Source organism: Pseudoalteromonas sp. SWYJZ19, assembly GCF_015864375.1.
Lineage (GTDB): Bacteria > Pseudomonadota > Gammaproteobacteria > Enterobacterales > Alteromonadaceae > Pseudoalteromonas > Pseudoalteromonas arctica.
On record NZ_JADYXI010000004.1, the window covers coordinates 1 to 26,137 of the forward strand.

27 protein-coding genes are annotated in these 26,137 nt (G+C 38.1%); 22 read left to right on the forward strand and 5 right to left on the reverse strand.

The annotated features are described in order from the left end of the window. The 4 genes from I6F45_RS05110 to I6F45_RS05125 all read left to right on the forward strand — a co-directional run. Positions 1–298: LysR substrate-binding domain-containing protein (locus I6F45_RS05110; RefSeq protein ID WP_231609612.1), on the forward strand; the 298-nt coding region annotated here is incomplete at its 5' end. Next, a complete protein-coding gene (locus tag I6F45_RS05115; RefSeq protein ID WP_197118940.1) occupies positions 288–593 on the forward strand; it encodes an MGMT family protein in 306 nt (101 codons plus the stop codon). The genes I6F45_RS05110 and I6F45_RS05115, both read left to right, overlap by 11 nt. 404 nt (positions 594–997) lie before the next feature. Further along, positions 998–1,228, forward strand: a complete 231-nt coding sequence (locus I6F45_RS05120) for a hypothetical protein (protein WP_231609613.1) — start codon at positions 998–1,000, stop codon at positions 1,226–1,228. Positions 1,229–1,381: 153 nt separating this feature from the next. Next, on the forward strand, positions 1,382–2,833 hold the full coding sequence (locus I6F45_RS05125; RefSeq protein ID WP_197118941.1) for a flagellin: 1,452 nt from the start codon (positions 1,382–1,384) through the stop codon (positions 2,831–2,833). A 54-nt stretch (positions 2,834–2,887) separates the two neighbouring features. On the opposite strand, the gene trhA is transcribed toward I6F45_RS05125, so the two are convergent. After that, a complete protein-coding gene (gene trhA, locus I6F45_RS05130) occupies positions 2,888–3,517 on the reverse strand; it encodes a PAQR family membrane homeostasis protein TrhA (RefSeq protein WP_197118942.1) in 630 nt (209 codons plus the stop codon). Positions 3,518–3,702: 185 nt separating this feature from the next. On the opposite strand from trhA, the gene I6F45_RS05135 reads away from it, so the two are divergent. After that, positions 3,703–4,053: a hypothetical protein gene (locus tag I6F45_RS05135; protein WP_121955585.1), complete on the forward strand. Its 351-nt coding sequence runs from the start codon at positions 3,703–3,705 to the stop codon at positions 4,051–4,053. Between the two features lie 400 nt (positions 4,054–4,453). After that, positions 4,454–5,938: a cellulase family glycosylhydrolase gene (locus I6F45_RS05140; RefSeq protein ID WP_197118943.1), complete on the forward strand. Its 1,485-nt coding sequence runs from the start codon at positions 4,454–4,456 to the stop codon at positions 5,936–5,938. Positions 5,939–5,999: 61 nt separating this feature from the next. Here I6F45_RS05140 and I6F45_RS05145 read toward each other — a convergent pair whose 3' ends face one another. Further along, positions 6,000–7,691: an alkaline phosphatase D family protein gene (locus I6F45_RS05145; protein WP_197159832.1), complete on the reverse strand. Its 1,692-nt coding sequence runs from the start codon at positions 7,689–7,691 to the stop codon at positions 6,000–6,002. Positions 7,692–7,990: 299 nt separating this feature from the next. On the opposite strand from I6F45_RS05145, the gene I6F45_RS05150 reads away from it, so the two are divergent. From I6F45_RS05150 to I6F45_RS05220, 15 genes are all read left to right on the forward strand, one after another. Beyond that, entirely contained in the window at positions 7,991–8,263 is a 273-nt protein-coding gene (locus I6F45_RS05150; RefSeq protein WP_024592205.1) for a hypothetical protein, read from the forward strand. Positions 8,264–8,498: 235 nt separating this feature from the next. Next, positions 8,499–9,077: an LON peptidase substrate-binding domain-containing protein gene (locus I6F45_RS05155; protein WP_166376597.1), complete on the forward strand. Its 579-nt coding sequence runs from the start codon at positions 8,499–8,501 to the stop codon at positions 9,075–9,077. Positions 9,078–9,145: 68 nt separating this feature from the next. Next, entirely contained in the window at positions 9,146–9,769 is a 624-nt protein-coding gene (locus I6F45_RS05160; protein ID WP_024598117.1) for a sigma-70 family RNA polymerase sigma factor, read from the forward strand. Further along, a complete protein-coding gene (locus I6F45_RS05165) occupies positions 9,762–10,442 on the forward strand; it encodes a ChrR family anti-sigma-E factor (protein WP_165728012.1) in 681 nt (226 codons plus the stop codon). Before I6F45_RS05160 ends, I6F45_RS05165 begins: the two co-directional genes overlap by 8 nt. A gap of 8 nt (positions 10,443–10,450) precedes the next feature. Further along, positions 10,451–11,404, forward strand: coding sequence for a YbgA family protein (locus tag I6F45_RS05170; protein ID WP_197159834.1), 954 nt, complete (start codon positions 10,451–10,453; stop codon positions 11,402–11,404). Further along, on the forward strand, positions 11,404–12,798 hold the full coding sequence (gene phrB / locus I6F45_RS05175) for a deoxyribodipyrimidine photo-lyase (protein WP_197159836.1): 1,395 nt from the start codon (positions 11,404–11,406) through the stop codon (positions 12,796–12,798). Before I6F45_RS05170 ends, phrB begins: the two co-directional genes overlap by 1 nt. A gap of 1 nt (position 12,799) precedes the next feature. Next, the gene (locus tag I6F45_RS05180; RefSeq protein WP_007580706.1) at positions 12,800–13,228 is read left to right on the forward strand and encodes a nuclear transport factor 2 family protein; all 429 of its coding nucleotides are present in this window, start codon (positions 12,800–12,802) and stop codon (positions 13,226–13,228) included. A gap of 2 nt (positions 13,229–13,230) precedes the next feature. Further along, positions 13,231–13,941: an SDR family NAD(P)-dependent oxidoreductase gene (locus I6F45_RS05185; protein ID WP_197159838.1), complete on the forward strand. Its 711-nt coding sequence runs from the start codon at positions 13,231–13,233 to the stop codon at positions 13,939–13,941. Next, complete coding sequence (locus I6F45_RS05190) at positions 13,938–15,194, forward strand: NAD(P)/FAD-dependent oxidoreductase (RefSeq protein ID WP_007580703.1); 1,257 nt, start codon at positions 13,938–13,940, stop codon at positions 15,192–15,194. Before I6F45_RS05185 ends, I6F45_RS05190 begins: the two co-directional genes overlap by 4 nt. Further along, complete coding sequence (locus tag I6F45_RS05195) at positions 15,187–15,924, forward strand: DUF1365 domain-containing protein (protein ID WP_197159840.1); 738 nt, start codon at positions 15,187–15,189, stop codon at positions 15,922–15,924. Before I6F45_RS05190 ends, I6F45_RS05195 begins: the two co-directional genes overlap by 8 nt. A 37-nt stretch (positions 15,925–15,961) precedes the next feature. Next, positions 15,962–17,224, forward strand: a complete 1,263-nt coding sequence (locus tag I6F45_RS05200; protein WP_165735776.1) for an SAM-dependent methyltransferase — start codon at positions 15,962–15,964, stop codon at positions 17,222–17,224. Beyond that, on the forward strand, positions 17,202–17,702 hold the full coding sequence (locus tag I6F45_RS05205; protein ID WP_197159842.1) for a DUF2878 domain-containing protein: 501 nt from the start codon (positions 17,202–17,204) through the stop codon (positions 17,700–17,702). Before I6F45_RS05200 ends, I6F45_RS05205 begins: the two co-directional genes overlap by 23 nt. Before the next feature lie 54 nt (positions 17,703–17,756). Then, complete coding sequence (locus I6F45_RS05210; RefSeq protein WP_197159844.1) at positions 17,757–18,245, forward strand: chalcone isomerase family protein; 489 nt, start codon at positions 17,757–17,759, stop codon at positions 18,243–18,245. Position 18,246: 1 nt separating this feature from the next. Next, the gene (locus tag I6F45_RS05215) at positions 18,247–18,786 is read left to right on the forward strand and encodes a DUF3833 domain-containing protein (RefSeq protein ID WP_166376604.1); all 540 of its coding nucleotides are present in this window, start codon (positions 18,247–18,249) and stop codon (positions 18,784–18,786) included. 210 nt (positions 18,787–18,996) lie between these two features. Further along, a complete protein-coding gene (locus I6F45_RS05220; RefSeq protein ID WP_002962474.1) occupies positions 18,997–19,272 on the forward strand; it encodes an HU family DNA-binding protein in 276 nt (91 codons plus the stop codon). A 92-nt stretch (positions 19,273–19,364) separates the two neighbouring features. Here the strand turns inward: I6F45_RS05220 and ilvN are convergent, their stop codons facing one another. Together ilvN and I6F45_RS05230 are read right to left on the reverse strand one after the other, a co-directional pair. Further along, on the reverse strand, positions 19,365–19,862 hold the full coding sequence (gene ilvN / locus I6F45_RS05225; protein WP_007580691.1) for an acetolactate synthase small subunit: 498 nt from the start codon (positions 19,860–19,862) through the stop codon (positions 19,365–19,367). Then, positions 19,862–21,586, reverse strand: coding sequence for an acetolactate synthase 3 large subunit (locus I6F45_RS05230; RefSeq protein ID WP_166376605.1), 1,725 nt, complete (start codon positions 21,584–21,586; stop codon positions 19,862–19,864). Before I6F45_RS05230 ends, ilvN begins: the two co-directional genes overlap by 1 nt. A gap of 489 nt (positions 21,587–22,075) precedes the next feature. On the opposite strand from I6F45_RS05230, the gene I6F45_RS05235 reads away from it, so the two are divergent. Continuing rightward, positions 22,076–25,072: an immune inhibitor A domain-containing protein gene (locus I6F45_RS05235; protein ID WP_197159848.1), complete on the forward strand. Its 2,997-nt coding sequence runs from the start codon at positions 22,076–22,078 to the stop codon at positions 25,070–25,072. Between the two features lie 57 nt (positions 25,073–25,129). Here I6F45_RS05235 and I6F45_RS05240 read toward each other — a convergent pair whose 3' ends face one another. Further along, positions 25,130–26,137 carry an isocitrate dehydrogenase gene (locus tag I6F45_RS05240; protein ID WP_007580684.1) on the reverse strand — a complete coding sequence of 336 codons (1,008 nt, stop codon included), beginning with the start codon at positions 26,135–26,137 and terminating at the stop codon, positions 25,130–25,132.

Genomic DNA, 26,137 nt, shown 5'->3' on the forward strand with positions numbered 1-26,137 from the left:
CAGCGACAGGCTATCGTACTCAAAAGGCTCCGCCATGATGAAAATTGATGATGTATCGACTTTAAAATCGTTTTTACTCTCAGGCGCAGGTTGGGCAATGATGAGCCTAGAGCACTGCGACCCTGAAATAAAAGCAGGCTTACTTCAAGAAATACACATAACTGACCGAGAGCATAAATTTAGCGCGCAAATTAGAGCCTTTAGGCAGCATGCAATGCACCACGGCCCTGTAGCGCGTACTATCTGGGAGCAATTTAAACAACTAAGTAAGGAATATTCTAACAACAATGGATATTGATAAAGAAACGCTTATTTATACTGTTATCGCAGGCATACCAGTAGGAAAAGTATCAAGTTACGGGCAAGTTGCAGCTCTTGCTGGTTATCCGCAAAACTCACGGTTGGTCGGGCGCTTATTAAAAGTGATGCCAAACGACTCGGTTATACCTTGGCACAGGGTAGTGAATGGTCAAGGTAAAATATCATTCCCTGCAGGTAGCGAAAAATACCAAGAACAGCGCGAAAAGCTACTATCAGAAGGTGTGCTGTTTAAAAACGACAAAGTGAATATGCGCGAGTGCCGGTGGGAGTGATGTGACTATTATTGGCGGATAAATACCAGCAGCTGTCCTTCAAGGCGTGAATCTGAAACTTTGTTGGGTGGCGCCTTCGGCTTAACCAACCTACATTTTGACGTAGGTCGGATAAGTGGCGAAGCCACGCCATCCGACAAAAATGATGAATTTACTAGAAACAGCCCAACTTACCGCGTTGATGACACTGAAGATTACTTTTTAAAGCAAAATATCAGTTTTGAGTGTTTTATAACTTGGGAGTTAAGTGGGTGAGCAAAGAGATGGACGGCTTTGTGCTAACTGCAGACGGTCAGATGTCATAATGTCTGAAGTCAAGATTTGATAACCATATAGAAAGCTCTTTGAGTTTTCCGATACAGTTGTGTTAACCAAAACATAAACTGTACCTCGAGGAACTTAGTATGAAACTATATGGTGGAATTGACTTGCATTCAAATAATAGTGTGATTGCTATTATTGATGAACAAGGTGAAACGCTTAGCTGTAAGCGTTTAAATAATGACATGTCTGTCATTTTATCTTTTTTAGCCCCTTATAAAGACAAGCTAGCAGGACTTGTTGTTGGATCAACATTTAATTGGTATTGGTTAGTTGATGCATTAATGGATGATAAGCTTTGTTGTTTTGTTTAATACTGATTCATCATACTTCACATCTCCTTCAACACATGCTTAGAGAGCCTAATTGTTTTTTATTTTAAGAACTTTTAAAGATAAAGCTTTATAGTGGCTTAAATAATGCGTGTATTTTGTATGAATCATGCTGAAACTTAAAAGGACGTTTTAATGGCGCTATCAGTAGTAACAAATACAGCATCACTCAACGGGCAGCGAAACCTTAATAAATTCGGTAAAGACCTTGAGGTTTCAATGCAACGTCTATCTTCAGGTATGAGAATTAATAGTGCAAAAGATGATGCAGCTGGTATGCAAATATCAAATCGTTTGACTTCCCAAATTAATGGTATATCAGTTGCTCAACGCAATGCCAATGATGGAATATCTATATCGCAAACTGCTGAAGGAGCTATGGAAGAGTCTTCGAGTATCCTACAGCGAATGCGAGTATTGTCTTTACAATCTGCGAATGGCTCAAATAATGGAGATGATAGGGCTGCACTACAAAAAGAAGTGACAGCGTTGCAGCAAGAAATAACCCGCATAGCGGAAACTACTCAATTTGGAAGTATTAGTTTACTTGATGGTACGTTTGGTACAAAGCAGTTTCAGGTAGGTGCTAATGCAAATGAAACAATTAATTTAAATTTGAATGATGTTTCTGCTGACGCTATTGGAATTTATAAAATTGAACCAATTTATTTTCCTGCAGCACCATACCCTTTAGATACAATTACATCGTTGAGGTTTTCAACTTCTGATTTATGGACCTTAAATGGCGAAAGTATCAGTATTCCAGCAGGTACTGGAGCTAGTATTGTTGCTGACGTTATTAACAATAGTGGTGCTGATGTACTTGCCTCTACAAAGTTAGAAGCTCGGATAGAAGGACTAACTTCAGCAGATGATGGTGTTATGAGCTTTAAGAAGGGAGGCATAGTTATAGATAGCTATGATCTGAGTAAATATAGCGGTAACTTTGACAGATTAATGGAAGATCTTCAGTCTGATGGTTATGAAGTGATAGAAAGAGATAATGTAGCAGGGGCTACATCCACTTCATTTGATGTGTTCGGTGTTGATGTTGATGGCTTAGATATGACATCATCTCCAACAGTTAAGCTAGGCCAACTTGTTGATGGCGCTCCAGTTGGTGCTCTACAGTCACCAGTAAACCCTAACAATGGAGCATCTGTTTTCTCTAAATTAGAATTGTCCTCTTCAGATGAAATTAGCGTCAATGGAGGAGATGTTAATCGTTACTTAAATGTACCTCAAACTGGTGGAGTAAGTATATTAGATCATGTTGATGACATAGATATCTCAGGTGAAAACTCTGATGGGGCACAATCAGCTATCGAGGTAATTGATGCTGCTTTAAAACAAATAGATGCAAATAGAGCAAATTTAGGTGCAATACAAAATCGACTTAATCATACGATTAATAATTTAGCAAATATTTCTGAGAATGTTTCTACTTCCCGCAGTCGTATACAGGATGCCGATTTTGCTATTGAAACAGCTATAATTACAAAAAATCAGATATTACAACAAGCTAGTACTACGGTTCTCGCTCAAGCAAATCAGGTTACTCAAGCAGCCATTAATTTACTTGGCTAAATTACGTAGTCATAAATTTGAGCTATTCGAATTATACAAGTAGTTCTAGCTTATTTAATAAACGTAATTGCTAATTGAAATATAATGGCAAATACACCCAGCAATAACGAATAAGTGCCAAATTGCGTGGCTAAATTGGGTGCTTTTAGCACTGTAAAATAATGTACCTAAACTATAAAAAATACCGCCGGCAAGTAGCCAGTAAAGTGCCTTTACATCAACACTAGAATAAAGTGGATATACAATAGCTAGTGCAAACCAGCCCATGAGTAAGTAGGTGGCGAGTGATATTTTTTTATTGCCGTTGCGTACAAATACTTTGTACGCAACGCCTGCTAGTGCCACCGCCCAAATAAATGTAAGTGTTGCCCATGACCAAGCACCGGTTAATGAGATTAATAAAAAGGGAGTGTAGGTGCCGGCAATTAATAAGTATATGGCGCAGTGATCGCACTTTTTATAAAAGGCTCTTAAGCGCGGTTGAATACTGGCATGGTACAAAGTGGATGACAAAAACAGCACAAATAGGCTGCTGCCATAAATTGCAGTACTAATATACGCTTTAGTGCTGGTGGCTTGGCTAAATAAATCCCACATAACAAACGCGGCAAATATAATACCGAGTGCATGGCTGATTACGTTTAATTTCTCTTCTTTACGGGAATAAGGCGTTTCTAACGACATAACTGTTCCTACCACTATTGGAATTAATTTCAGTGTACAACTGTACGCTGAAAGTTTCAATCTTAGCTGTGAGTAATTCTAAATAACTTTATTTGATACGCTACTTTAGCTTTTACTTGATTTTAAAGAGAATTAATTCACTATGTTGGTGTCTAGTGTAATACATATTACGAGCTGAAATAACCATGAAACAAGATTTAAAAGCTGCTTTACTTACCGCCATTGTTTATCCTGGAGCGGGGCATTTTTCTTTAAAAAAACACCTTATAGGCGCTATTTTTGCGGGTGTATTCTCTGTTCTTTTAATTTTAACCTTTCAAGATATATTTGCGATTGCACAGTGTACTGCAAATGAAATTGTAAACGGAAAAATCCCCATGTCGGTTACGGCCATTTTAAAAGCCGCGCAACAACCATCTGACGCTTGCGCTCAACTCGCTGAATATAAGTATGTACCTTTAATGATTATAATTTGGGTGCTGAGTATGATGGATGCATACCGTTTGGGCAGAAAAGCGCTGCCCACTAAAAAATAAGCCACTTAATTAGAACTCGGTTTGGTTGGCTTATTAATTTTCTTCCCGCATATTTATCCCTGATATTTAGCTATTATTGATGGCGGTAATAATTATTATTACCGCCTTTTCATTTTTATACATATTTTTTGTAACCGAGATTTTTTGCCCGCATCATGTAAACATCGTGTAAATGCCTGTATATACCCAGTAAAATCCTCAAACCTCGTTAAATCACTCACTTGTTGATATTTAGTTAACTAAAATCCTTATCTTTGTACCTTTTTATTCATTTAATGTTAATAAATAAATGGTACTTTCTGCTCGCCAAATTAACTTTATTTGACTATTAAGTATTGGTTTGGTGTCAATTTATTACGTCAAGCAATGACGACTGATAATTTCAATTTAAGGAAATACGATGAATAACAGTTCAAATAATCACAAAAGAAAGGATTTTAAAGTGGCGAGCTTATCGTTAGCTTTATTATTAGGATGCTCAACAATGGCTAATGCCGCTGTTGAAAAGTTAACGGTGAGTGGGAATCAAATTCTTGCGGGTGGGGAAAGCACAAGCTTTGCAGGACCTAGCCTATTTTGGAGTAATACGGGGTGGGGCGCTGAAAAATTTTACACAGCAGAAACAGTAGCAAAGGCAAAAACTGAATTTAATGCAACATTAATTCGTGCAGCTATTGGTCATGGTACGAGTACTGGTGGTAGTTTGAACTTTGATTGGGAGGGCAATATGAGCCGTCTTGATACTGTTGTAAATGCAGCTATTGTTGAAGATATGTACGTTATTATTGATTTTCATAGCCATGAAGCACATACCGATCAAGCAACTGCAGTTCGCTTTTTTGAAGACGTAGCTACCAAATATGGACAGTACGACAATGTTATTTATGAAATTTATAACGAGCCGTTACAAATTTCGTGGGTTAACGATATTAAGCCTTATGCAGAAACAGTTATTGATAAAATTAGAGCAATCGACCCTGATAACTTAATTGTGGTTGGAACGCCTACGTGGTCGCAAGATGTCGATGTGGCATCACAAAACCCAATTGATCGCGCCAATATTGCTTACACTCTGCATTTTTATGCTGGCACGCATGGTCAATCGTATCGAAATAAAGCACAAACAGCACTCGATAACGGCATTGCACTATTCGCCACAGAGTGGGGAACAGTTAATGCTGATGGCAATGGTGGTGTTAATATCAATGAAACCGATGCATGGATGGCATTTTTTAAAACAAACAATATTAGCCACGCTAACTGGGCTTTAAACGATAAAAACGAAGGTGCATCGTTATTTACTCCAGGCGGTAGTTGGAATTCACTAACATCGTCAGGCACTAAAGTTAAAGAGATCATTCAAGGTTGGGGTGGTGGTAGTAGCAATGTTGATTTAGATAGCGACGGGGATGGCGTAAGTGACAGCCTTGATCAGTGCAATAATACTCCCGCAGGTACAACGGTTGATAGCATTGGTTGTGCAGTAACTGATAGCGATGCCGATGGTATAAGCGATAATGTTGATCAATGCCCTAATACACCGGCAGGTGAAACGGTTAATAATGTAGGTTGTGTTGTTGAAGTAGTTGAGCCACAAAGCGATGCGGATAACGATGGTGTGAATGATGATATCGATCAGTGCCCAGATACACCCGCTGGTACAAGTGTTGATACAAACGGATGCAGTGTTGTAAGCTCAACAGATTGTAACGGTATTAATGCATACCCTAATTGGGTGAACAAAGATTACTCAGGTGGTCCGTTTACCCACAATAACACCGACGATAAAATGCAATATCAAGGTAATGCATACAGCGCAAATTGGTATACAAACAGCCTTCCAGGAAGTGATGCTTCGTGGACGCTTCTTTATAGTTGTAATTAAGCGCGTTTAATAAAATAAACGAAGAAGGTAAATGATGTATTTACCTTCTTTTTTTATAAAATCAGCCTTTATAAACACTTTGGTGTTGGGCAGCAATGTTGTAATTTGGGGAATCTATATTATCTATATAACGCCAATCAGTTGTGATTTGCTCGTTTGTAATTGTCAATAGCATATATCCGCGGTGCGATAGGTCACAATAATTTAAGTCGTTTATTAACAATGAAAGCGAGTCAGCCATTTGCTTTGCTTGTGCAGTATTAAGCGCTAAATAATGCTCCATACCCGGGGATGTAACGCCAGGTGTTGCAAACTCTACTCCTACGCTTTCGCCTTTTGCATTTTTTAATGTGCCATGCCACGCATTGTGCGTATCACCTGCAACCACGACTAACTTTTTATTTAATGCAGTAACGCTTTTGTATAATGCTTCGCGCTCGCTTGGGTAACCATCCCACGCATCTAAATTATAAGGCATTAAAGTATTTACGCGTGCGAGTTGCTCGGGTGTTACCGCTTTATTAGCTAACACTTCTTTTTTAAAGGTAACAAGCTCTTTTAACACCTGAGGTATTTTAGTGCGATCGGATTGCGAGAATATTTCAGTAGGTAGCCACATTTTAGTCATCAATACTTGCTGGCCCAATACTTGCCATTTTGCATTTGATTTAGTTATTGCACTGGTGAGCCAGTTTAGTTGTGTGTTACCTAGTAAATGCCTATTTTGATTATTTAAATCACTGACAAAGCGCGCAACATCCATTTGCTTGGTCTCGGGGTTTTTGTAGTCGCTGTAAGCGAGTTGTTTATCGCGTGCTATTACGCGCGTATCTAGCATATGTAAGCTTATTAAATTACCAAAATCGAAGGTGCGATATATTTGCGGGCTTTGTTCGCCCATAGGTGGCCTAATTGGCAGCCATTCGTAATAGGCTTGAATAGCTGCTGCGCGACGCTTAAAAAAATCACCTTCATCAGGGGTATGATTTTCAGCACCACTTTTATAGGTATCGTTAGTAACTTCGTGATCATCCCATATTGCGATAAAAGGCGCTGCAGCGTGAAGTGCTTGAAGGCCTTGGTCTGTTCTGTAAATAGCATAGCGTTTACGATAGTCGCTAAGGGTAATAATTTCACCGCTGTTATCAGCTGCTAATTGGCGGCCAATGTTTTCTGCATTTTGTGTGGCGTACCCGCCCATTGGGTATTCGTAAATGTAATCTCCCAAATGCAGTACTACATCTAAATCTTTTTGCTTAGCGGCATCTGTGTAGGCATTAAAATACCCCGCAGGGTAGTTTGAGCAAGACACAACAACCATTTTTATTTGTTCAATATTACTAACCGGCAGAGTTTTAGCGCGGCCAATAGGGCTTTGTGTATTTAACCCAATAAAGCGATAAAAGTATTCTGTATTTGGAGTAAGGTCTTGCACATCTATTTTTATTGTAAAGTCGCGGCTTTTATCGGTTTGTTCGCGCCCGCTGCAAATAATATTTTTAAATTTAGAATCACTTGCCAACTCCCAAGCAACAGTTACTTCTGACGTTAATTGAGAAGTTGTTGCGCGTGTCCATATTATTAAAGCATTACTGAGCGGATCGCCACTCGCTACCCCGTGTTTAAATTCAATTGCTGATAGAGGCTTGCTCATTAATGTTTGAGCACAACCTGTAATGGCGCTCGATACCGCAACTGTAAATATGCTTGCAGCTGAGGTTTTTAAGAAATTTCGACGAGATGAAAGGGTCATACTGCACTTTTTTAATTATTAATAGTGGTGCGCACTTTAATGGTTAGATATGACGTTTTTATAAACGATAAATGTATTTACTGTGACGGTATTAATACACTTAAAACTCTTTTATTTATTAACTAAAAAATAGTCAAAAAATTAAATTAAATGGTTAAATTAACGAGGTATGAATTTATTAAATTAAAGCAATCAATGTAAAGTTGTTTAATTACAGTTGCTTACGATTTATTTTTATGTTGGCACAACCCTTGAGTATATAACTACGTCTAAACAATACACAAACAAGGAATACCATTATGAAACATTCAATTAAAATCGCTATGGCAAGTTTATTAGTATTAGGTTCTGCGCAAGTTCATGCAGTAGAAGTTGACCTAGATGTAACTGATATATTAACTCAAAGTGTAGCAAGCTACGTAAAGCAAACCACAATCGAGCTTGAAAAATCACTAAAGGAAACGCTTTATTTTGATGCTAAAACTGTTTTAGAGGGGTTATTAGATGAGCCCGTTTTAACAGATAGCGCAACGCTTAAAAATACTGACACTAGTATAAAAAACGTAAAATAAACCACTTAAAGGATTAAAACGATGAGCAGTGAACTTGGATTATTTGCATTAATGTTAGCACCCGTAGTAAGCATGATTAGCGCTTATTACTCGGTTCAAGTGTTTAAAGCTATGGGAGGTTGGTTTAATCTTTAACCAATTATATAGCTGGTAATTAATTCGATTCATACAAAGCTGATCGACTTAGCAAAAGCGCACGTAAATAAAGGCAGAGTGTTTGAAATAAGTAGACTTTATGAAACGTGCGATTTTTCCATTACCCATTTTTATGTTACCTGAAGGTTTTACGCGATTACGCATATTTGAGCCTCGTTATTTAAATATGGTTAAAACCGCATTAAAAAATAATTCAGGGTTTGTGCTTTGTACATTTGAGCACGACACGCCATTTAATATAAGTGCGCAAGGTTGCCTTGTCGATATTATCGATTTTGACCAAGACGATAACGACGTACTATTAATTGATGTATTTGCCTCGCAAAATGTGCAAATAAACGATGTTTACCAAGACGAAGACGAACTACGTCATGGCTTAGTGTCGCCTTGCAATACGCCTTATTGGTATAAGGATTCTAACAACGACATTGGCGATCATTACCTATTACACGACGCGCTTAAAAACGTATTTGCAGGTAATTCAGAGCTTAATTTATTGTACAAAAAAACTCATTTTGACAAGTTGCCTTGGATTGCAGCACGTTGGCTTGAGCTCCTACCTATATCAATTGAGAAAAAACAGCAACTTGCGTTTGAAACGAACTTTGATAACTTGCTGAGTTTCCTCCATACTGTGATTAATAACGAATTTGCCTAAATTTTATGATCCTAAATTAATTATTGCCCGTATTACTTAATACAAAAGCAATAACGGGATAAATTATTATGGTAAGTCAACAACAGTCACCACGTTGTGAACCTAATACAGGTAAGTACACTGCCATGCCAGAAACGCCGAGTAAAGAGCTCATGCAAGCGCTTATAGATGTTGCGCAATCACGCGACAAAAAAGCATTTTCCTATTTATTTGAATACTTTGCGCCAAAAATTAAACGCTTTGGAATTAAGCAGTTTGGTGTTGAAGCGCAAGCTATGGAGCTTGTGCAAGAGACACTAACGTCAGTTTGGCGTAAAGCACATTTGTATCATAGTGATAAAGGTGCGGCGACTACGTGGGTTTACACCGTTATGCGTAACGCTTCATTCGATATGCTTCGTAAAATGAAAAGTAATAAAGAAGAAAACATAAGCGAAGACATTTGGCCGTTATTAAACGACTCACAAGATACACATCACGAATACAGCGATCATTTAGAAGATAAACAAATTAAACGCTACCTCGATAAATTACCTATTGCTCAACGCGAAGTGGTAAGAGGCGTTTATTTTCAAGATATGTCGCAAGAACAACTTGCGCATCAACTTAATATTCCAGTAGGCACGGTAAAATCACGATTACGTTTGGCCTTGCAAAAATTACGTAATGAAATGGGAGATCAGCATGATTAAACATCACCCGAGTGAAACTTTACTGACACAGTATTGCGATGCATCACTTGCTACATCACTAAGTTTAGCCGTATCTATACATGTAGATATGTGTCCTGTGTGCCAAGCTAAAGTAGCCAAAATTGAAGCAAGTAATGCGGACGCATTATTTAGTGAAGAGCCTGCCAAATTTGAGAAACCTCAAACTGAGCAATCTGAATTACTTGAAGAATTTGAATTAAATGTACTTGATATGATCATGTCTGATGATTCTATCGATGAGGTTTATGAAGTTGAGCCTGTGTCTGTAAGTATTAACGAACACAATTATCAGCTGCCGCGTGCTTTAACACGTATTTCTCATAGCAAATTTACACAAGTTGGTAAGCTAGCGCGTTCTCGTGTTGCATTAGATGATGGTGCGCTGCGTTCTAGCTTGCTACATATTGATGCCGGTGGCGAAATTCCTGAGCATACACATACCGGATTTGAAGTTACTTTACTACTAGATGGTGAGTTTAGTGATGAAGACGGTAATTACGTACCAGGCGACTTTATTTGGCAAGATGGTAGTCATCAACACACACCTTTAACGAAAGATGGATGTTTATGCTTTACAGTTGTCAGTAGTGCGCTACATTTTAATAAGGGCTTCAGCAAGTTACTAAATCCAATAGGTAATTTGATTTACTAAGAGAATATATGCACACAGATATAATAAAAATAGGTATAAGCGCCTGCTTAGCAGGCGAAAAAGTTAGATTTGACACAGGACATAAAAAGTCAAATTTTTGTATGGATGAGCTAGGTAAACACGTTGAATACACACGATTTTGTCCGGAAGTAGCTGTTGGTTTACCGATACCTCGTCCAACTATTCGCCAAGTTAAAGTGGGCGATACTATTAAAGTATGCCGCCCAGATGGCACCGGCGAAGTAGGCCAACAACTTACTGAATATGGTAAAAAAGTTGCAACTGAACAAGCTAAAGAATTAAGCGGATTTGTATTTTGTGCAAAAAGCCCAAGCTGCGGCATGGAGCGCATTAAAATATACAATGAAGCAGGAACAGGTAATACCTCAGAAGGGATTGGTTTTTTTGCTGAGCAAATAATGAAGCACAACCCATTATTGCCATGTGAAGAAAACGGACGTTTAAACGACATGCATTTACGTGAAAACTTTGTAATGAGAATTTACGTATTTAAAAACTGGCAAAAATTAGTACAAGAGCCGCTTACGGTTCATAAGCTTACTCAATTTCACTCTCAGTATAAGTACTTGTTGATGGCTCATAACTATCAAGCTTATCGTGATTTGGGTAACCTGCTGGGAACTTATGTAGGCGACGATATAAATGCAGTTGCTGATGAATATATTCTAGGTTTGATGACGGGTCTGAAAAAGCCAGCTTCTCGAAGAAATAATTGCAACACCCTAATGCATTTACAAGGTTACTTTAAAACTGATTTATCGAAGGTTGAAAAACAAGAACTTCGTGATGCGATAGATGAATACCGCGAAGGTTTGGTGCCATTGTATGTACCACTTACCTTGTTAAAACATCATTTGAAGGTTCACCCAAATGAGTACCTTGAAAAACAAGTGTTTTTTAACCCTTACCCTCACGATTTAAAACTACGATTTGGTATTTAATGGATACATTATTTTGGTTTAGGCGCGATTTGCGCCTTTTTTCTAACGAAGCGTTAATTCAAGCGCTAAATAATGGCGCTAAACACGCCATTTTTTTTGTGTCTGAAAAACAGTGGCAACAGCACCAAGCTGCGCCTATTCAGATTGACTTACTCAAGCGCCGAGTTACTTATCTTCAATCTCAGCTTGCTGATTACGGCATTACTTTACATGTTATTGAAGCGCCTAGCTTTTCTGATTGTACGCGTGAGCTTATTGATTTTTGTAAATCAAACGATGTAAAACACGTAATTGCTAATACAGAATATGAGCTTAATGAAGTAAACCGCGATAAAGCAATTTTGCACGAATGCGATGAGCTTTCAATTACTTTTACTTTGTACGAAGGTGATTTAATTGCACCTGTTGGAACGGTTAAAAATCAAAGTAATGAAATGTATAAAGTGTTTACTCCATTTAAGCGAGCATGGTTAAAGCAGTATCAAGATACACACTTTAGTTTGCCACAATGGCCTTTAACTTCTGACCCTATTGAGTTTGACGAGAGTGATTTACTAAAAAGTGATGGATGCTCAGATAAGTGGCCGGTTGACGACGAAACACTCTCAACCGTAGTTGATAATTTTATATGTGACAAACTTACAAGCTACGACGATCAGCGTGATATACCCAGCGTAAAAGGCACATCAGGTTTAAGCCCGTATTTAGCACTTGGTATTGTAAGCACAAAACAGCTTCTTATTAATATTCAGCAGCGTTATCCTGATATTTTAACTACGTCAAAAAGTAAAACGTTTACGTGGATTAACGAGCTCGTTTGGCGCGAATTTTACAGGCATTTAATTGCTGAATTTCCGAAGCTTTCGCGCGGTGATAACTTTAACGAAAAGTACAACGCCGTAGTGTGGCGTAAAAGCGAAAATGAATTTACAGCATGGTGTGAAGGGCGTACAGGTTACCCGTTAGTGGATGCTGCAATGCTACAACTAAAGCAAACCGGTTGGATGCACAATCGTTTACGTATGGTTGTTGCGAGCTTTTTAACTAAGCATTTATTAATAGACTGGCGCGAAGGTGAGCGCTTTTTTATGCAGCACCTAATTGATGGCGATTTAGCCTCAAATAATGGTGGTTGGCAGTGGGCTGCAAGTACCGGGTGTGATGCTCAGCCTTATTTTAGAGTTTTTAATCCTATCAGACAAAGCGAGCGCTTTGATCCAACGGGCAAGTTTATCCGTAAGTATTTGCCAGAGCTTGAAAACGTGCCAGATAAACACATTCATTTTCCACACACTTATTTAGCCGCAATAGGTAAAGATAAGGAATGTTACTGGCCAGCAATAGTTGATCATAAAGCGGCACGAGAACGTGCACTTGCTGCATTTAAGGTGTGATATGGATAACCAGTTACCAGTAGATAAATTTGTTGAAATATACCAACAGCTTGATAGCACTAATCTTGATTTATTGAGTGATATTTACTGTGACAACATACAGTTTATAGACCCAATGCACGAAATTAATGGCATTGTAGAATTGCGCAGGTACTTTGCTAACTTATACAGCAATGTTAAGCATTGTCAGTTTGATATTAGCGATTCGTTTAATAGCGGAAACAATGCTTTTATTTATTGGACTATGCACTATGCACATCCAAAGCTTTCATCAGGTAAAACTATATCGGTAGAAGGTCATAGCAAGCTTATTTTTGAAAATGGCAAAATTATCAAGCACAGAGACTACTTTAATGTGGGCGAGTTGCTGTACAAACATATTCCTTTACTTGGTAGTGTTATAAAGCTAATTGATAAAAGGGCAGGTTAATTATGATCACACTTATAACGGGTGCTACTTCTGGTATTGGTGAGCAGTTAGCAATTAAATATGCACAGATGGGAGACACTGTTATAGCTTGTGGCCGTAATAGTGAAAAGCTCGCTGAGCTTGCTAAATACGACAATATTCAAGTATGCAAATTTGACGCAACTAATCTACAAGACATTAAAGAGTCGACAGTTGGCTTTCCTCATTTTGACCGTGTTATTTTAAACGCGGGTAACTGTGAATACATAGATGACGCACGAAACTTTGATAGTGCATTGTTTGAGCGTGTAATAAACGTAAATTTACTCTCTATGGGGTATTGCCTTGAGGCGCTACTTCCTAAAATAAATTCAGGTGGTCAGCTTGTTTTGGTCAGCTCAAGTGTTACCTATCTTGCGCTACCTCGTTCAGAAGCTTATGGTGCATCAAAAGCGGGTGTAAGTTACTTAGCAAAAAGCTTAGCTGTTGATTTAGATGATGTTGATGTGACTTTAGTTCACCCTGGCTTTGTGAAAACTCCGCTTACTAATAAAAATGATTTCCCGATGCCTATGGCTGTTACCGCTGAAAAAGCCGCAGACTATATGATTAAGGGGATACATAAGCGCCGAAAAGATGTTCACTTTCCGTACCGTTTTACACTTATATTAAAAGCATTACGTATTTTACCACTCCCAATTTGGCTTAAAATCGCAAAAGGATTAGCCCGTTGAAAAAAATAGCAATAATAGGAACTGGTGTATCTGGTTTAACATGTGGGCATTTGCTTCATAAACATTACGATGTAACCGTATTTGAAAAAAATGATTATATAGGTGGCCACACTGCAACGGTTGATGTTGATGTATGCGGCATAAAATACGCAATAGATACTGGCTTTATTGTATTTAATGACAGAACTTACCCATACTTTGAAAAGTTACTATCGCGTATTGGTGTAGATAAACAAACAACGCAAATGAGCTTTAGTGTTCATAACGAAGCCACTGGCTTTGAATACAATGGCCATACGTTTACAAGCCTGTTTGCACAGCGTCGTAATATTTTTAGACCAAAGTTTTGGCGATTATTGTACGACATTGTTAGGTTTAACAAACTGTGTAAAGCACTACATGAAAAAGATGATTACCAATCTGATCAATCATTAGGGCAACTGCTTAGTGACAATCACTTTAATGACTTTTTTAAATACCATTATATTCTTCCGATGGGCGCAGCTATTTGGTCTACCAGTATTAAAGAAATGGAAAATGTAGGCGTTGAATTTTTTGTTAAGTTCTTCTTTAATCATGGCCTTTTAGATGTAACAAATAGACCACAGTGGTATGTAGTACCAGGTGGCTCTCGTCAGTATATTAAGCCACTGATCAGAGGTTTTGCTGATAAAATTAAACTTAATACAGATATTAAATCTGTTACGCGTCAAAATGATGAAGTAACAATAGAGTTTGCCAATGGTGAATTAAGTAAGTTTGATAAAGTAATATTTGCTTGTCATTCAGATCAGGCGCTTGCACTACTTGGTGATGCGACTGAGCAAGAAAAGTCAGTATTGGGTGCAATAGCTTACACTGAGAACTCAGTTGTGCTGCACACCGATACAAACCTTTTACCTGATAGAAAAGCGGCATGGGCAAGTTGGAACTACCTACTTAATAACAACACTGATAAAGCAGCTGTTGTTACTTACCAAATGAATATTTTGCAAGGTATACAATCGGATACACAGTTTTGTGTAACGCTTAATCATCTTGAAGGAATAAGCCAAAGTAAAATTTTGCGCGAGTTTACTTATCATCACCCTGTATTTAACCAAGAGTCAATTGCTGCTCAAAAGCTTAAACACAGTATTGATGGACAAAACAATAGTTATTTTTGTGGTGCTTATTGGTACAATGGTTTTCATGAAGATGGCGTACACAGTGGTGTAGATGTAGCCAAGCAACTTGGGGTCGAATTTGACTAGTGCAGTGTATTTAGGCGATGTAAAACATCGCCGTTTTGCTGTTAAAGAACATCGTTTTAGTTACCCTTTGTATATGATGTGGGTAGATTTAAATAATCCTCAACAACTAAATAGTGTGCATAAGCACATAGGTACATCAGGCTTAAAAGCGTTAAAATTTAATGAAGCTGATTATCTTAAAGACACCTCAGAACTTGCTAAACGACCTCTTATTGAGCGTGCGCATGATCAACTTGCCAATTTAGGTATTACTGAAACCTTTTCTCATATTTACATGTTAGGGCAGTTTCGTTGTTTTGGTGTGTATTTTAGCCCTGTTAATTTTTACTTTTTTGGCCACAACGACACCCGTTTTAAGTACATGATTGCTGAAGTGAGTAATACACCATGGAACGAACGTCATTATTATTTAGTCCCTTTAGAAAAAAAAGTGAACTTTAAGAAGGTTTTTTCCGTATCACCTTTTATGAATCTGGATATGAACTATCATTGGCATGTTAAACAATCGCCTGATAAAACATTGATACACATTGAAAATAAGCGAAATGAAGAGTTATTATTTGATGCAACACTTCGCTTGAAACGTAAAGAACTCACTAACGAAGAGATTAATAAGTTGTTTAAACGTTTTCCGGCCATGACATGGTCTATTTTCAAAGGTATTTATTATCAAGCATTAAAGTTGTTTATAAAGCGAGTGCCTTTTTTAGGTCACTCAGGTAAGCCATAAAGCACATAGGTAGTCAGGACAATTAATAGGTATTTTAATGGATAAAGTGTCGAGCTTAAATTGCGAACAAAGCACTAGTTGGTTAACTAATATATATAAAAAATTAGTGACTAAAGCCTTTTCGTCAATTGAAACAGGTCAAGTTGTTTTAATTGAAGGAAATGAGCGTACAGTTTTTGGTGATGTATCGTCTGCGTTAAAAGCAACAGTAACAGTTAATGATAAAGCTATGTATAAAGCGTTTGCGTTATCTGGGAGTGTTGGCGCTGGCGAAGCGTATATTTTGGGGCATTGGTCTTGTGACAACTTAACTTCATTCATTGAGATATTTGCTATAAACGAAAAGCAACTCGATGAGTTTGAAAAAAAATTCGCATTTTTTAGTAATATCGCACACCGATTTAATCACATAAAAAACAAAAATTCAGAATCGGGTTCTAAGAAAAATATTGTTGCTCATTACGACTTAGGTAATGATTTGTACGAATCATTTTTAAGTAAAGAAATGCTTTACTCAAGTGCTGTATATCCTACAAAAGAAGCGACACTTGAAGAGGCTCAACAATACAAGCTTAAACGCATTTGTGAGCAAGTTGAGCTTCAAAAAAATGATTCAGTAATCGAAATTGGTACAGGGTGGGGGGCATTTGCTATATATGCAGCCACACATTACGATTGCCATGTAACAACAACAACCATATCTGATGAGCAACATGATTATGTAGCTAACAAGATTGTTGAGCTTGGTCTTGAAAGTAAAATAACATTACTTAAGCTCGACTACAGACTACTAAAAGGTAAATACGACAAGCTTGTTTCTATTGAAATGATAGAAGCGGTTGGTCATGATTATTTGCCTAGCTTTTTCACTCAATGTGGTGAGCTCCTAAAAGACGATGGTGCCATGCTTATTCAAGCAATTACTATTGGCGATCAGCGTTACAAGCACTACTTAAAAAACTCTGACTTTATCCAGCAGTATATTTTTCCGGGCGGATGTTTGCCATCGCTTAACGAAATGAGTGAGCAGATTAAAAATAATACCGATATGGTTATTCATACTGTTAATGATATTGGCGCTCACTACGCAAGAACATTAGCAGACTGGCGAACTCGTTTTATAAAAAGCTGGCCTGATTTAGACCGCTCTAAATTTGATGAACGCTTTTATCGTTTATGGTTATTTTATTTTGCTTATTGTGAAGGTGCGTTTAGAGCCAGAGCAACAAGTACGGTACATTTAATGGCGCGTAAACCTCGTTTTACAAGTGATAACGATGATATTGCGCTCGGTTACTAATTTTGTTTTATTTCAAGCAGTGTGGTTTTTATCATTGCTGCTTGAAGCCAATTCGCTACTTTTTAGTGGCTTGATTATTGTTTTAATGTTTTGTTTGTCAAAGCAGAAAAAACAAGACTCCTTACTATTAATTAAAGCCCTACCTTTAGCACTATTGTTAGAATTTATAGCGGTAAAGTTAGGCTTGTTAGAATTTAAAGTTTATCCCTTCCCTCTATGGCTCCTGTTTTTATGGGCTGCATTACTACTTTCTTTAAATACCTCAATGGTTTTTTTGAGTAAATTAAAGCTTTGGCAGGCCTTTTTGGTATGTATGGCATTTGCGCCAGCAAGTTATTGGGCTGGAGCGCGCTTTGAAGTAATAAGTTTAGGTTTACCTTTATGGCAATTCTGGCTCGTTTACGGGGCGCTTTGGTCTACAGTGTTTACTGTTATTCTTTTCATAAACCAAAAAATCAAGTTATTCATCAATCGCTGATCTTCCACGATTTCTATTTCGTAACATTACCCATTGACTCAAAGGGAGCTTATTTTGAAATTTTTACTAAAGGCAGTTACTTTTTATTTGCTTATCACTTCAACTGTTTTAGCTAACACACAATTTAATAAAGTAGGCGAAGCACGAATGGAGTATTTATTTTGGGATGTATATGACGCAGTGCTATTTACCCCTTCAGGTAATTACAGCGCAGGAGCACATCCTGTTAAGTTTAAGCTTACCTATTTACGTGACTTTGACGCTAAAGAAATAGTAAAAGCAACAAATGAGCAGTGGCAACATCTTGGAAAAACAGGGCTGGCAGATAAATACGACAGTAAATTGTTGTCTATTTGGCCTGATATAAAAAAGGGTGACTCACTAACATTAGTGACAAATGAGCAAGGTATGAGCACTTTTTATCATAATGATGAAAAAATGGGTGAAATTGATGAACCTCAATTTTCGAGTGACTTTTTAGCTATTTGGCTTGATGAAAAAACCTCTGAACCAAAATTACGAAAGCAATTATTAGGGAATTAATATGAACATATTAAACACGTTAAAAGCAGCTGTTATGAGCCTCTCGGCTCTACTTTTAATTAGCTGTTCGGCACCAAAAGTTGAACATTATAAAAATACATCGCCAAATTTCGATTTTAAAACCTTTTTTAGCGGAAATTTGAAAGCCTATGGTGTTGTACAAGACTTTAAAGGCGAGCTGACCCGAAAGCTTGTTGTAGACATGAATGCGACTTGGGATGGTAATGAGGGCGTTATTGAAGAAGACTTTGTTTACGACGATGGCGAAACTCAAAAGCGTATTTGGAAAATAACGTTAAATAACGACAATAGTTTAACGGGGACAGCGGCCGATGTTATAGGTACGGCAAAAGGCAAAAGCGATGGTAGCGTATTTCATTGGAATTACAATGTAGCCCTTCCATACGATGGCAGCACTTTAGAAGTCAATTTTGACGATTGGATGTACCTGGTTACACAATCGCGCTTGATAAACCGCACATCTATTGTTAAGTTTGGAGTCGAGGTCGGGGAAGTGACCTTAGTTATCGAAAAAATATAGCTTATTTACCCAGTTGCTTAACTTGCGCCAAAATTGTACTCAAATTAAGTCTTTGTTAACCCAACACGCTGTATTCTACCGAGAATTATTTAAATTTTACTCATTTTTTAAGAATTTAAGCAAAAAATGCAATTTGCTGTTGCTAACTCTTTAAAAATGCATAAAGATAGGTTTTGCGAAGGCAAAATAATAACGAATAGGAATCTAACAATGAATAAAGCTCAATTAGTTGAAAAAATTGCTACTGATGCAGAAATCTCTAAAGCCGCTGCTACTCGTGCTCTTGACGCGTTTACAGGTGCTGTAACTTCTTCTTTAAAAGAAGGTGATTCAGTAGCATTAGTTGGTTTTGGTACTTTCTCAGTAAAAGAACGTGCAGCTCGCACTGGCCGTAACCCACAAACGGGTGCTGAGATCCAAATCGCAGCGGCAACTATCCCAAGCTTTAAAGCAGGTAAAGGTCTTAAAGACCAAGTAAACCCTTAATAGGTTTAACGAATTAAAATAAAAAAAGAGCTATTTAGCTCTTTTTTTTTATGTTTAATAAAGACATCAATTGATGCCTTTATATTATAAATTTATGCTTTTAAGGCTTTATCGCCTCGGCCAATGCCAACAGCACCAGAACGTACAACTTCAATAATATCGGTTTCATGGCGAAGTGTGTCTAAAAACGATTCTATTTTGTCTGTACTGCTCACTAGTTGCAGGCTATAGCTTTGCCGGCCCATATCTAAAATAACACCCTGGAACACATCAACTACGCGGGTAACCGCTGCACGAGTCGTCTCGTCTTGAGCAAATACCTTAACAAGCAATAACTCTCGCTCAATGTGACTCATTTCTGTTAAATCGATAATTTTAAGCACGTCGACTAATTTGTTAACTTGCTTTGTGATCTGCTCAACCACTCTGTCATCACCCATGGTGGTAATGGTAATACGTGATAACGACTGATCATCAGTTGTGCCAACAGTTAGGCTGTCGATGTTGTATGCACGTTGTGAAAAAAGCCCAACAATACGCGACAGTGCACCTGGTTCGTTTTCCAATAGAATAGATAAAATACGACGCATTATGCTTTTACTCCTTTACGTAACCACATCTCATCAATGCCACCTAACTTGATTTGCATTGGGTATACATGTTCTTTCTCGTCTACAAGAATATCTAAAAAGACTAAACGATCGTTTATGCTCATAGCTTTATCGATAGCAGGTTGTAACTCATCAAGTGTGTTTACTTGTATGCCTACATGCCCGTAGCTTTCAACTAACTTAACAAAATCAGGCAGTGAGTCCATGTAAGATGATGAATGACGACCGCCGTAAACCATATCTTGCCATTGGCGTACCATACCTAAAGAGCGGTTATTGAGTGATACAACTTTTACAGCTAGGTTGTACTGCAAGCAGGTAGATAGCTCTTGAATATTCATTTGAATAGAGCCATCACCTGTAATACATACAGACTCTTTATCAGGAAAAGCAAGCTTTACGCCCATAGCTGCAGGTAAACCAAAGCCCATAGTGCCTAGCCCGCCTGAGTTAATCCATTGGCGAGGGTGCTTAAATGGATAATACTGCGCTGCAAACATTTGGTGCTGACCAACGTCTGAGCTGATATAAGCATCACCATTTGTTGCTTTGTAAACCGCTTCAATAACGGCTTGTGGCTTAATTTTGTCGCCATCTGTGTTGTAGCTTAAACATTTTTGTTCACGCCAGCTGATAATTTGGCGCCACCAATCTTCTTGCGCGCTTCGATCTATTTTAATTGGGCTTTTATCAATACCCGTTTGTAGTTGTTCTAGTACTGTTGCTAAGCAACCTACAACCGGTATGTGAGCTTTAATTGTTTTAGAAATAGAAGTTGGATCGACATCAACATGTACAATGGTGGCATTTGGACAAAACTTTTTAACGTTATTAGTTACTCGATCATCAAAACGAGCACCAAGCGCTAAAATCACATCGGCGTTTGCCATTGCTTTGTTAGCCTCAAGCGTACCGTGCATGCCTAGCATACCTACAAAGTTTGGATGTACACCTGATATGCCGCCAAGCCCCATTAGTGTATTGGTAATGGGCGCATTTAACGACTCAACTAAATGCGTTAATTGCTCTGACGTATTTGAAATAACAATACCACCGCCAGAGTAGATAACCAGTTTTTTGGCTTCTAAAATAGTTGTTACCGCTTTACGAATTTGTTTTGAATGCCCTTTAGTATTAGGGCTGTATGTTCTTAGCTCTGTTGTTTTAGGAAATTCGTATTCAAACTTAATAGCAGGGTTAAGCATATCTTTAGGAAGCTCAACCACAACAGGTCCAGGACGACCTGTACTGGCTATATAAAAGGCTTTAGCTAAGATTGTTGGGATTTCTTTAGCACTTCTACAGTTAAAGCTGTGTTTAACTATAGGGCGAGAACAGCCAACAATATCAGTTTCTTGGAATGCATCGTCACCAATTAAACTTGTAGGCACTTGGCCTGACAATACAACCATAGGAATTGAATCCATGTAGGCCGTTGCAATACCCGTTATACAGTTTGTAGCGCCAGGGCCTGAGGTTGCAAGTACAACACCAACGTCTCCAGTAGCACGAGCATAACCATCAGCCATATGTGTGGCAGCTTGTTCATGACGTACTAATATATGCTCAATATCATCTTGCTGAAAAAGTGCATCATATAAGTCTAAAACCGAACCACCGGGGTAGCCAAATATGTATTTTACCTTTAACTCTTTTAATGCCTGAACTACTAGTTCAGAGCCATTATATTCTTGTTTGCTCATCCTCATTCCTCTGTGCGCTTTTTTATGCATAAAAAAACCCCCGCGTAGTGCGAGGGTTTTTAAAAAGCAGTATCACCTTTTAATACATCCCCGCTGGGCTTATAACTAAGACCAGTACGAGTACGACTAAAAGGTTAATTTGTGTGTTCATAGTTTTTACTCTACTTAGCAAAACACTGCTTTTAAATTAAAAATTCTGTATAGGTTTATTTTTAAGGGTTTTGAACCCTTATGTCAACCTTGAAAGTGGTTTTTTGCATTTTAAATTCGTTTTGTAGCTTTTTTTAATTTAAATCTGCAGAAATACTGTATTTAACTGAGTTAACTAGCAGAAATTATGCGTTTTAGGTTGTGTGTTTGATTTTAGTTATAAAAGAGTGTGAAAGACCATTAACTTTTATTGCACATGTTAACTATATGTTTTTATCGCATGTTTAAATTTCTATTATTAGGTATGATTACTACATAATTATGTTTGAGGAAAACACAGTGAAAAAAGTGACGTTAATTGCGCTTTTAACTACGCTATTAAGCCCTATAGTAGCGGCTAATAATTTAAGCCCGCATGATGTTGGTATAACTAACGAAGAACGTATTTTATATTGGCTTAAAAAAAGAGACCAAATATCCTCTAGTGAGTTAGATAGTTCATTTAAGTCATATATGAGTAACAAAGAAGTTGCCAATCACTCAATTAAAAATGGCTTTAGGCGATTTAAATCTTCCTCTACGGATTTTTCAAACACAAATAAAAAACAAGCCGCTTTTTCAACGTCGCTAGTGCCTGATCAAAGCGTTAATGATGTAAAAGTGTTAGCTATCTTAATTGATTTTCCTGACCTCAAACATGACGATGATCGACTTGTACAGCAAGACACCGACATGTTTTACGCTGATTATTCAACTGAACACTATCAGCAAATGCTTTTTAATACTCAAGGTTATGCGGGCCCTGATGGACAAAGCTTATCAACGGCTGCAGATTATTATAAAGCAGCGTCTGGTAATAGCTTAAACTTTAACGGGCAAGTATATGGCTGGGTAACCGCTGATAGTAATGCAAAAACATATGGTGAACGCCAAGGCAGTACGCGTGATAAAAATGCGCCCGCTTTAGTCAAAGAAGCGGTAGAAAAAGCCGTTGCACAATTTAATATTAATTTAGCCGATTATGATTTAACCGATTTAGATGATATTGATGGCGATGGAATTATTAACGAACCCAATGGCATTATTGACCATGTAATGATTTTTCATTCAAGTATTGGCGAGGAAGCGGGTGGTGGCTACCTAAGCACCGACGCTATTTGGTCGCACCGCTACTATGTATTTGATGAAAGTAGCGGGCCGAGCGAGATTGCAGGCAGCAATATAAAGCTCTTTGGTTATACAATTAATCCAATTGATGCTGGGATTGGCGTGGTGGTACATGAGTTTGGGCATGACTTGGGATTATTAGATGAATACGACTTACAATCTAACACGGTAGGTGAGCCTGTCGCGTCTTGGTCAGTTATGTCGACAGGAAGTTGGGCAGGTTCTCCACGAGGCTCAGAGCCTGTTATGTTTAGCCCTTATGCGCTTGAATATTTACAAAATCGATACCAGGGTAATTGGGTTAATCAGCTCACGCTTGATATGGATGAGATAGATGCTAACGCACAGCAAACATTAATTAATACTGCGAGTACTTCACAACTACAAAGCCAAATAAAAATAACACTGCCATCTCGACTCGAAAAATTTAAAACGCCAGTAGAAGGCGATTTTCAATACTATTCAAATACGGGCGACAATGTTAGTAACAGCTTAGTTAATACAGTAACGCTACCAAACACAACTGAGGCACTTACTTTAAGCTTTATTGCTTATTACAGTATTGAGCGCGACTATGATTTAGTACAGGTAAAAGTAAATGGGGAGCCTATTGCTAGTAATTATACGCAAGCAATTAACCCATACTATGGTGACATTGGTCCGTATATATCAGGTGATTCATTTTTTAATAGTGATGCTAAGCAACCTAACGGCTATTTAACTCATAAGTTTGATTTATCAGCTTATGTTGGGCAAATCATTGATCTAAAAATTGAATACATAACAGATGCGAACACACATTATTATGGTTTTGTTGTGGATGATATGCGTATTGTGCAAAGTGATACTTTAATTTGGCAAAATAATGCACAAGATCAAATTAACACCGAGTTTAATGGCTTTGAAAAAATAGGTAGTTACACATATGCATCGCCATCACATTACTATTTACAATTGCGTTCATACACAGGCGTTGACAGTAGTTTGCAAGCAGAGCAGTACTCACCGGGATTATTATTGTGGTATAGCAATGAATCTCAAGCAGATAACAACACGACAGAGCATCCAGGTAGTGGTTTTGCATTAGTGGTAGATGCTGATCAGCGCTCGATAAATAAAGGCAGTACGCAAACTCCGGCTGCTTCAGCAATTCAAATTCGTGATGCTGCTTTTAGTTTATATCCACAGCGAGCTGGATTAGGTGATGATGATTTATCTGCTATTACAGAGTTTACTGATAAAACCGACTATAGCTTTTCAGCGCAACAGTCATCGGGCGTTGCCCTCCCACAGGTTGGCTTTGGGTTTAATATTATAAGCCAGTCAGCTGATAGTGAAGATATAGAAGTAGAGCTTAATTACGATGTTACTAAAGGTATTAATTTTACCAAAACAGGTTTAATCGTTAATTTTAATGTAGAAGGTTTTGCACTCACGCCTGCGGATAAATTCACGTGGAGTTTTGACGATGGTAGCTCAAGCACAGAGTTAACGCCTACTCATGAATATCAAGACTATGGCACCTATAGCGTTGAGTTTATGGCAAGTAATGATACTTCACAGCAAGTAGCTATAGCTCAAGTTACATTAGTTGAGCCATTATCTGTAAATGAAATTGAATATGAAATAAACCAAGGAATATTAACAGCTCAAGCTTCGTTTACAGGTGGAGTCGCACCGTATACCTATAATTGGCAGCTAGGGGATGGAAGTACTTTAACGACGCAATCGCTCACTTATAATTATTTATACTCTGGTGATTACCAAGTAACGCTTACAGTGACAGATAACGAAGGCACGGAGCAAACTAAAGCGGTTGATGTAACGGCAACTGTTCCGCTTAGCATAGACGCAAACGTTACAGTAAATGATTTAAGCGCTCAATTTAATGCGCAAGTAACTGGCGGCTTTAATAGTTATACTTACAGTTGGGATTTTGGTGATGGCAGTGCGGTATCAAACTTACAAAACCCAAGGCATACTTATCAGACTGGCGGTGCATTTAGTGTAACGTTGAATGTTACTGATACTCAAACAAATGATACTTTTACTAAAGAGTTATCTCTTACAGTGCAAAAGCAACAAAGTAGTTCGGGTTCAAGTGGCGGATCATTGGCAGGTTTATTAGTGTTATTACTTTTATGCTTACCTAGGATAAAGCGCAGCTAGCAAATAAAAAAAAGCCCGCTAAATTAGCGGGCTATTTAAATTAATAACAAATATTAATTATAAACGGTCAATTACTGATTGAGTGAAATCAGTTGTACCGTGGCTGCCGCCTAAATCGCGAGTTGTACGGTCGCCTGATTTAATTACATCAGCAACAGCACTACGAATACGCTCTGCTGTATCGCCCATATCTAAATGCTCAAGCATTTGGATAGACGCTAAAATTACAGATGTTGGGTTAGCTAGGTTTTTGCCAGCAATATCTGGTGCACTACCGTGTACAGCTTCAAAAATTGCAGCGTCTTCACCAATGTTAGCACCTGGAGCCATACCTAAACCGCCAACTAAACCAGCACAAAGGTCAGATAAAATATCACCAAATAAGTTAGTCGTAACAATTACGTCAAACTCTTCAGGTGTCATTACCAGTTTCATACACGTTGCATCAACAATCATTTCATTTGATTCAATTTGTGGGTAACGCTCAGCTACTTCACGTGCTACTTTTAAAAACAAACCAGATGTTGATTTTAAAATGTTAGCTTTATGAACAGCAGTTACTTTTTTACGACCTTCACGTACCGCTAGCTCATATGCAAAAGTTACGATTTTTTCTGCGCCTTCACGCGTAATTATCGATTTTGCTTCTGCTTCATTACCGTCTTCACTTACTATTTGGCCTGCACCTGAGTACATACCTTGCGTATTTTCACGAATAGTAATGATATCAATATCGTCGTAACGCGCTTTAGTGCCAACAAATGATTTAACAGGGCGTACGTTAGCGTATAAACCAAATTGCTTACGAAGTGTTACGTTAATAGACGTAAAACCTTCACCTACAGGCGTTGTTAATGGGCCTTTAAGAGTGATTTTGTTTCTAGCTATTGTATCAACCGTGTCTTGTGGAAGTAACTCACCTGTTTTTTCAAGTGCAGCTAGGCCAGCATCAACAAATTCATAATCAAAGTCGCAACCTGCGGCTTTTAATATTTCAAGTGCTGAGTCGATAATGCTCGGACCGATGCCGTCGCCTTTGATCACTGTGATGGTTTGTTTGGCCAT

Coding starts and splice junctions, on each gene's coding strand:
- I6F45_RS05115 (WP_197118940.1), top strand. CDS start 288: ATGGATATTGATAAAGAAACGCTTATTTATACTGTTATCGCAGGCATA.
- I6F45_RS05120 (WP_231609613.1), top strand. CDS start 998: ATGAAACTATATGGTGGAATTGACTTGCATTCAAATAATAGTGTGATT.
- I6F45_RS05125 (WP_197118941.1), top strand. CDS start 1,382: ATGGCGCTATCAGTAGTAACAAATACAGCATCACTCAACGGGCAGCGA.
- trhA (WP_197118942.1), bottom strand. CDS start 3,517: ATGTCGTTAGAAACGCCTTATTCCCGTAAAGAAGAGAAATTAAACGTA.
- I6F45_RS05135 (WP_121955585.1), top strand. CDS start 3,703: ATGAAACAAGATTTAAAAGCTGCTTTACTTACCGCCATTGTTTATCCT.
- I6F45_RS05140 (WP_197118943.1), top strand. CDS start 4,454: ATGAATAACAGTTCAAATAATCACAAAAGAAAGGATTTTAAAGTGGCG.
- I6F45_RS05145 (WP_197159832.1), bottom strand. CDS start 7,691: ATGACCCTTTCATCTCGTCGAAATTTCTTAAAAACCTCAGCTGCAAGC.
- I6F45_RS05150 (WP_024592205.1), top strand. CDS start 7,991: ATGAAACATTCAATTAAAATCGCTATGGCAAGTTTATTAGTATTAGGT.
- I6F45_RS05155 (WP_166376597.1), top strand. CDS start 8,499: ATGAAACGTGCGATTTTTCCATTACCCATTTTTATGTTACCTGAAGGT.
- I6F45_RS05160 (WP_024598117.1), top strand. CDS start 9,146: ATGGTAAGTCAACAACAGTCACCACGTTGTGAACCTAATACAGGTAAG.
- I6F45_RS05165 (WP_165728012.1), top strand. CDS start 9,762: ATGATTAAACATCACCCGAGTGAAACTTTACTGACACAGTATTGCGAT.
- I6F45_RS05170 (WP_197159834.1), top strand. CDS start 10,451: ATGCACACAGATATAATAAAAATAGGTATAAGCGCCTGCTTAGCAGGC.
- phrB (WP_197159836.1), top strand. CDS start 11,404: ATGGATACATTATTTTGGTTTAGGCGCGATTTGCGCCTTTTTTCTAAC.
- I6F45_RS05180 (WP_007580706.1), top strand. CDS start 12,800: ATGGATAACCAGTTACCAGTAGATAAATTTGTTGAAATATACCAACAG.
- I6F45_RS05185 (WP_197159838.1), top strand. CDS start 13,231: ATGATCACACTTATAACGGGTGCTACTTCTGGTATTGGTGAGCAGTTA.
- I6F45_RS05200 (WP_165735776.1), top strand. CDS start 15,962: ATGGATAAAGTGTCGAGCTTAAATTGCGAACAAAGCACTAGTTGGTTA.
- I6F45_RS05205 (WP_197159842.1), top strand. CDS start 17,202: ATGATATTGCGCTCGGTTACTAATTTTGTTTTATTTCAAGCAGTGTGG.
- I6F45_RS05215 (WP_166376604.1), top strand. CDS start 18,247: ATGAACATATTAAACACGTTAAAAGCAGCTGTTATGAGCCTCTCGGCT.
- I6F45_RS05220 (WP_002962474.1), top strand. CDS start 18,997: ATGAATAAAGCTCAATTAGTTGAAAAAATTGCTACTGATGCAGAAATC.
- ilvN (WP_007580691.1), bottom strand. CDS start 19,862: ATGCGTCGTATTTTATCTATTCTATTGGAAAACGAACCAGGTGCACTG.
- I6F45_RS05230 (WP_166376605.1), bottom strand. CDS start 21,586: ATGAGCAAACAAGAATATAATGGCTCTGAACTAGTAGTTCAGGCATTA.
- I6F45_RS05240 (WP_007580684.1), bottom strand. CDS start 26,137: ATGGCCAAACAAACCATCACAGTGATCAAAGGCGACGGCATCGGTCCG.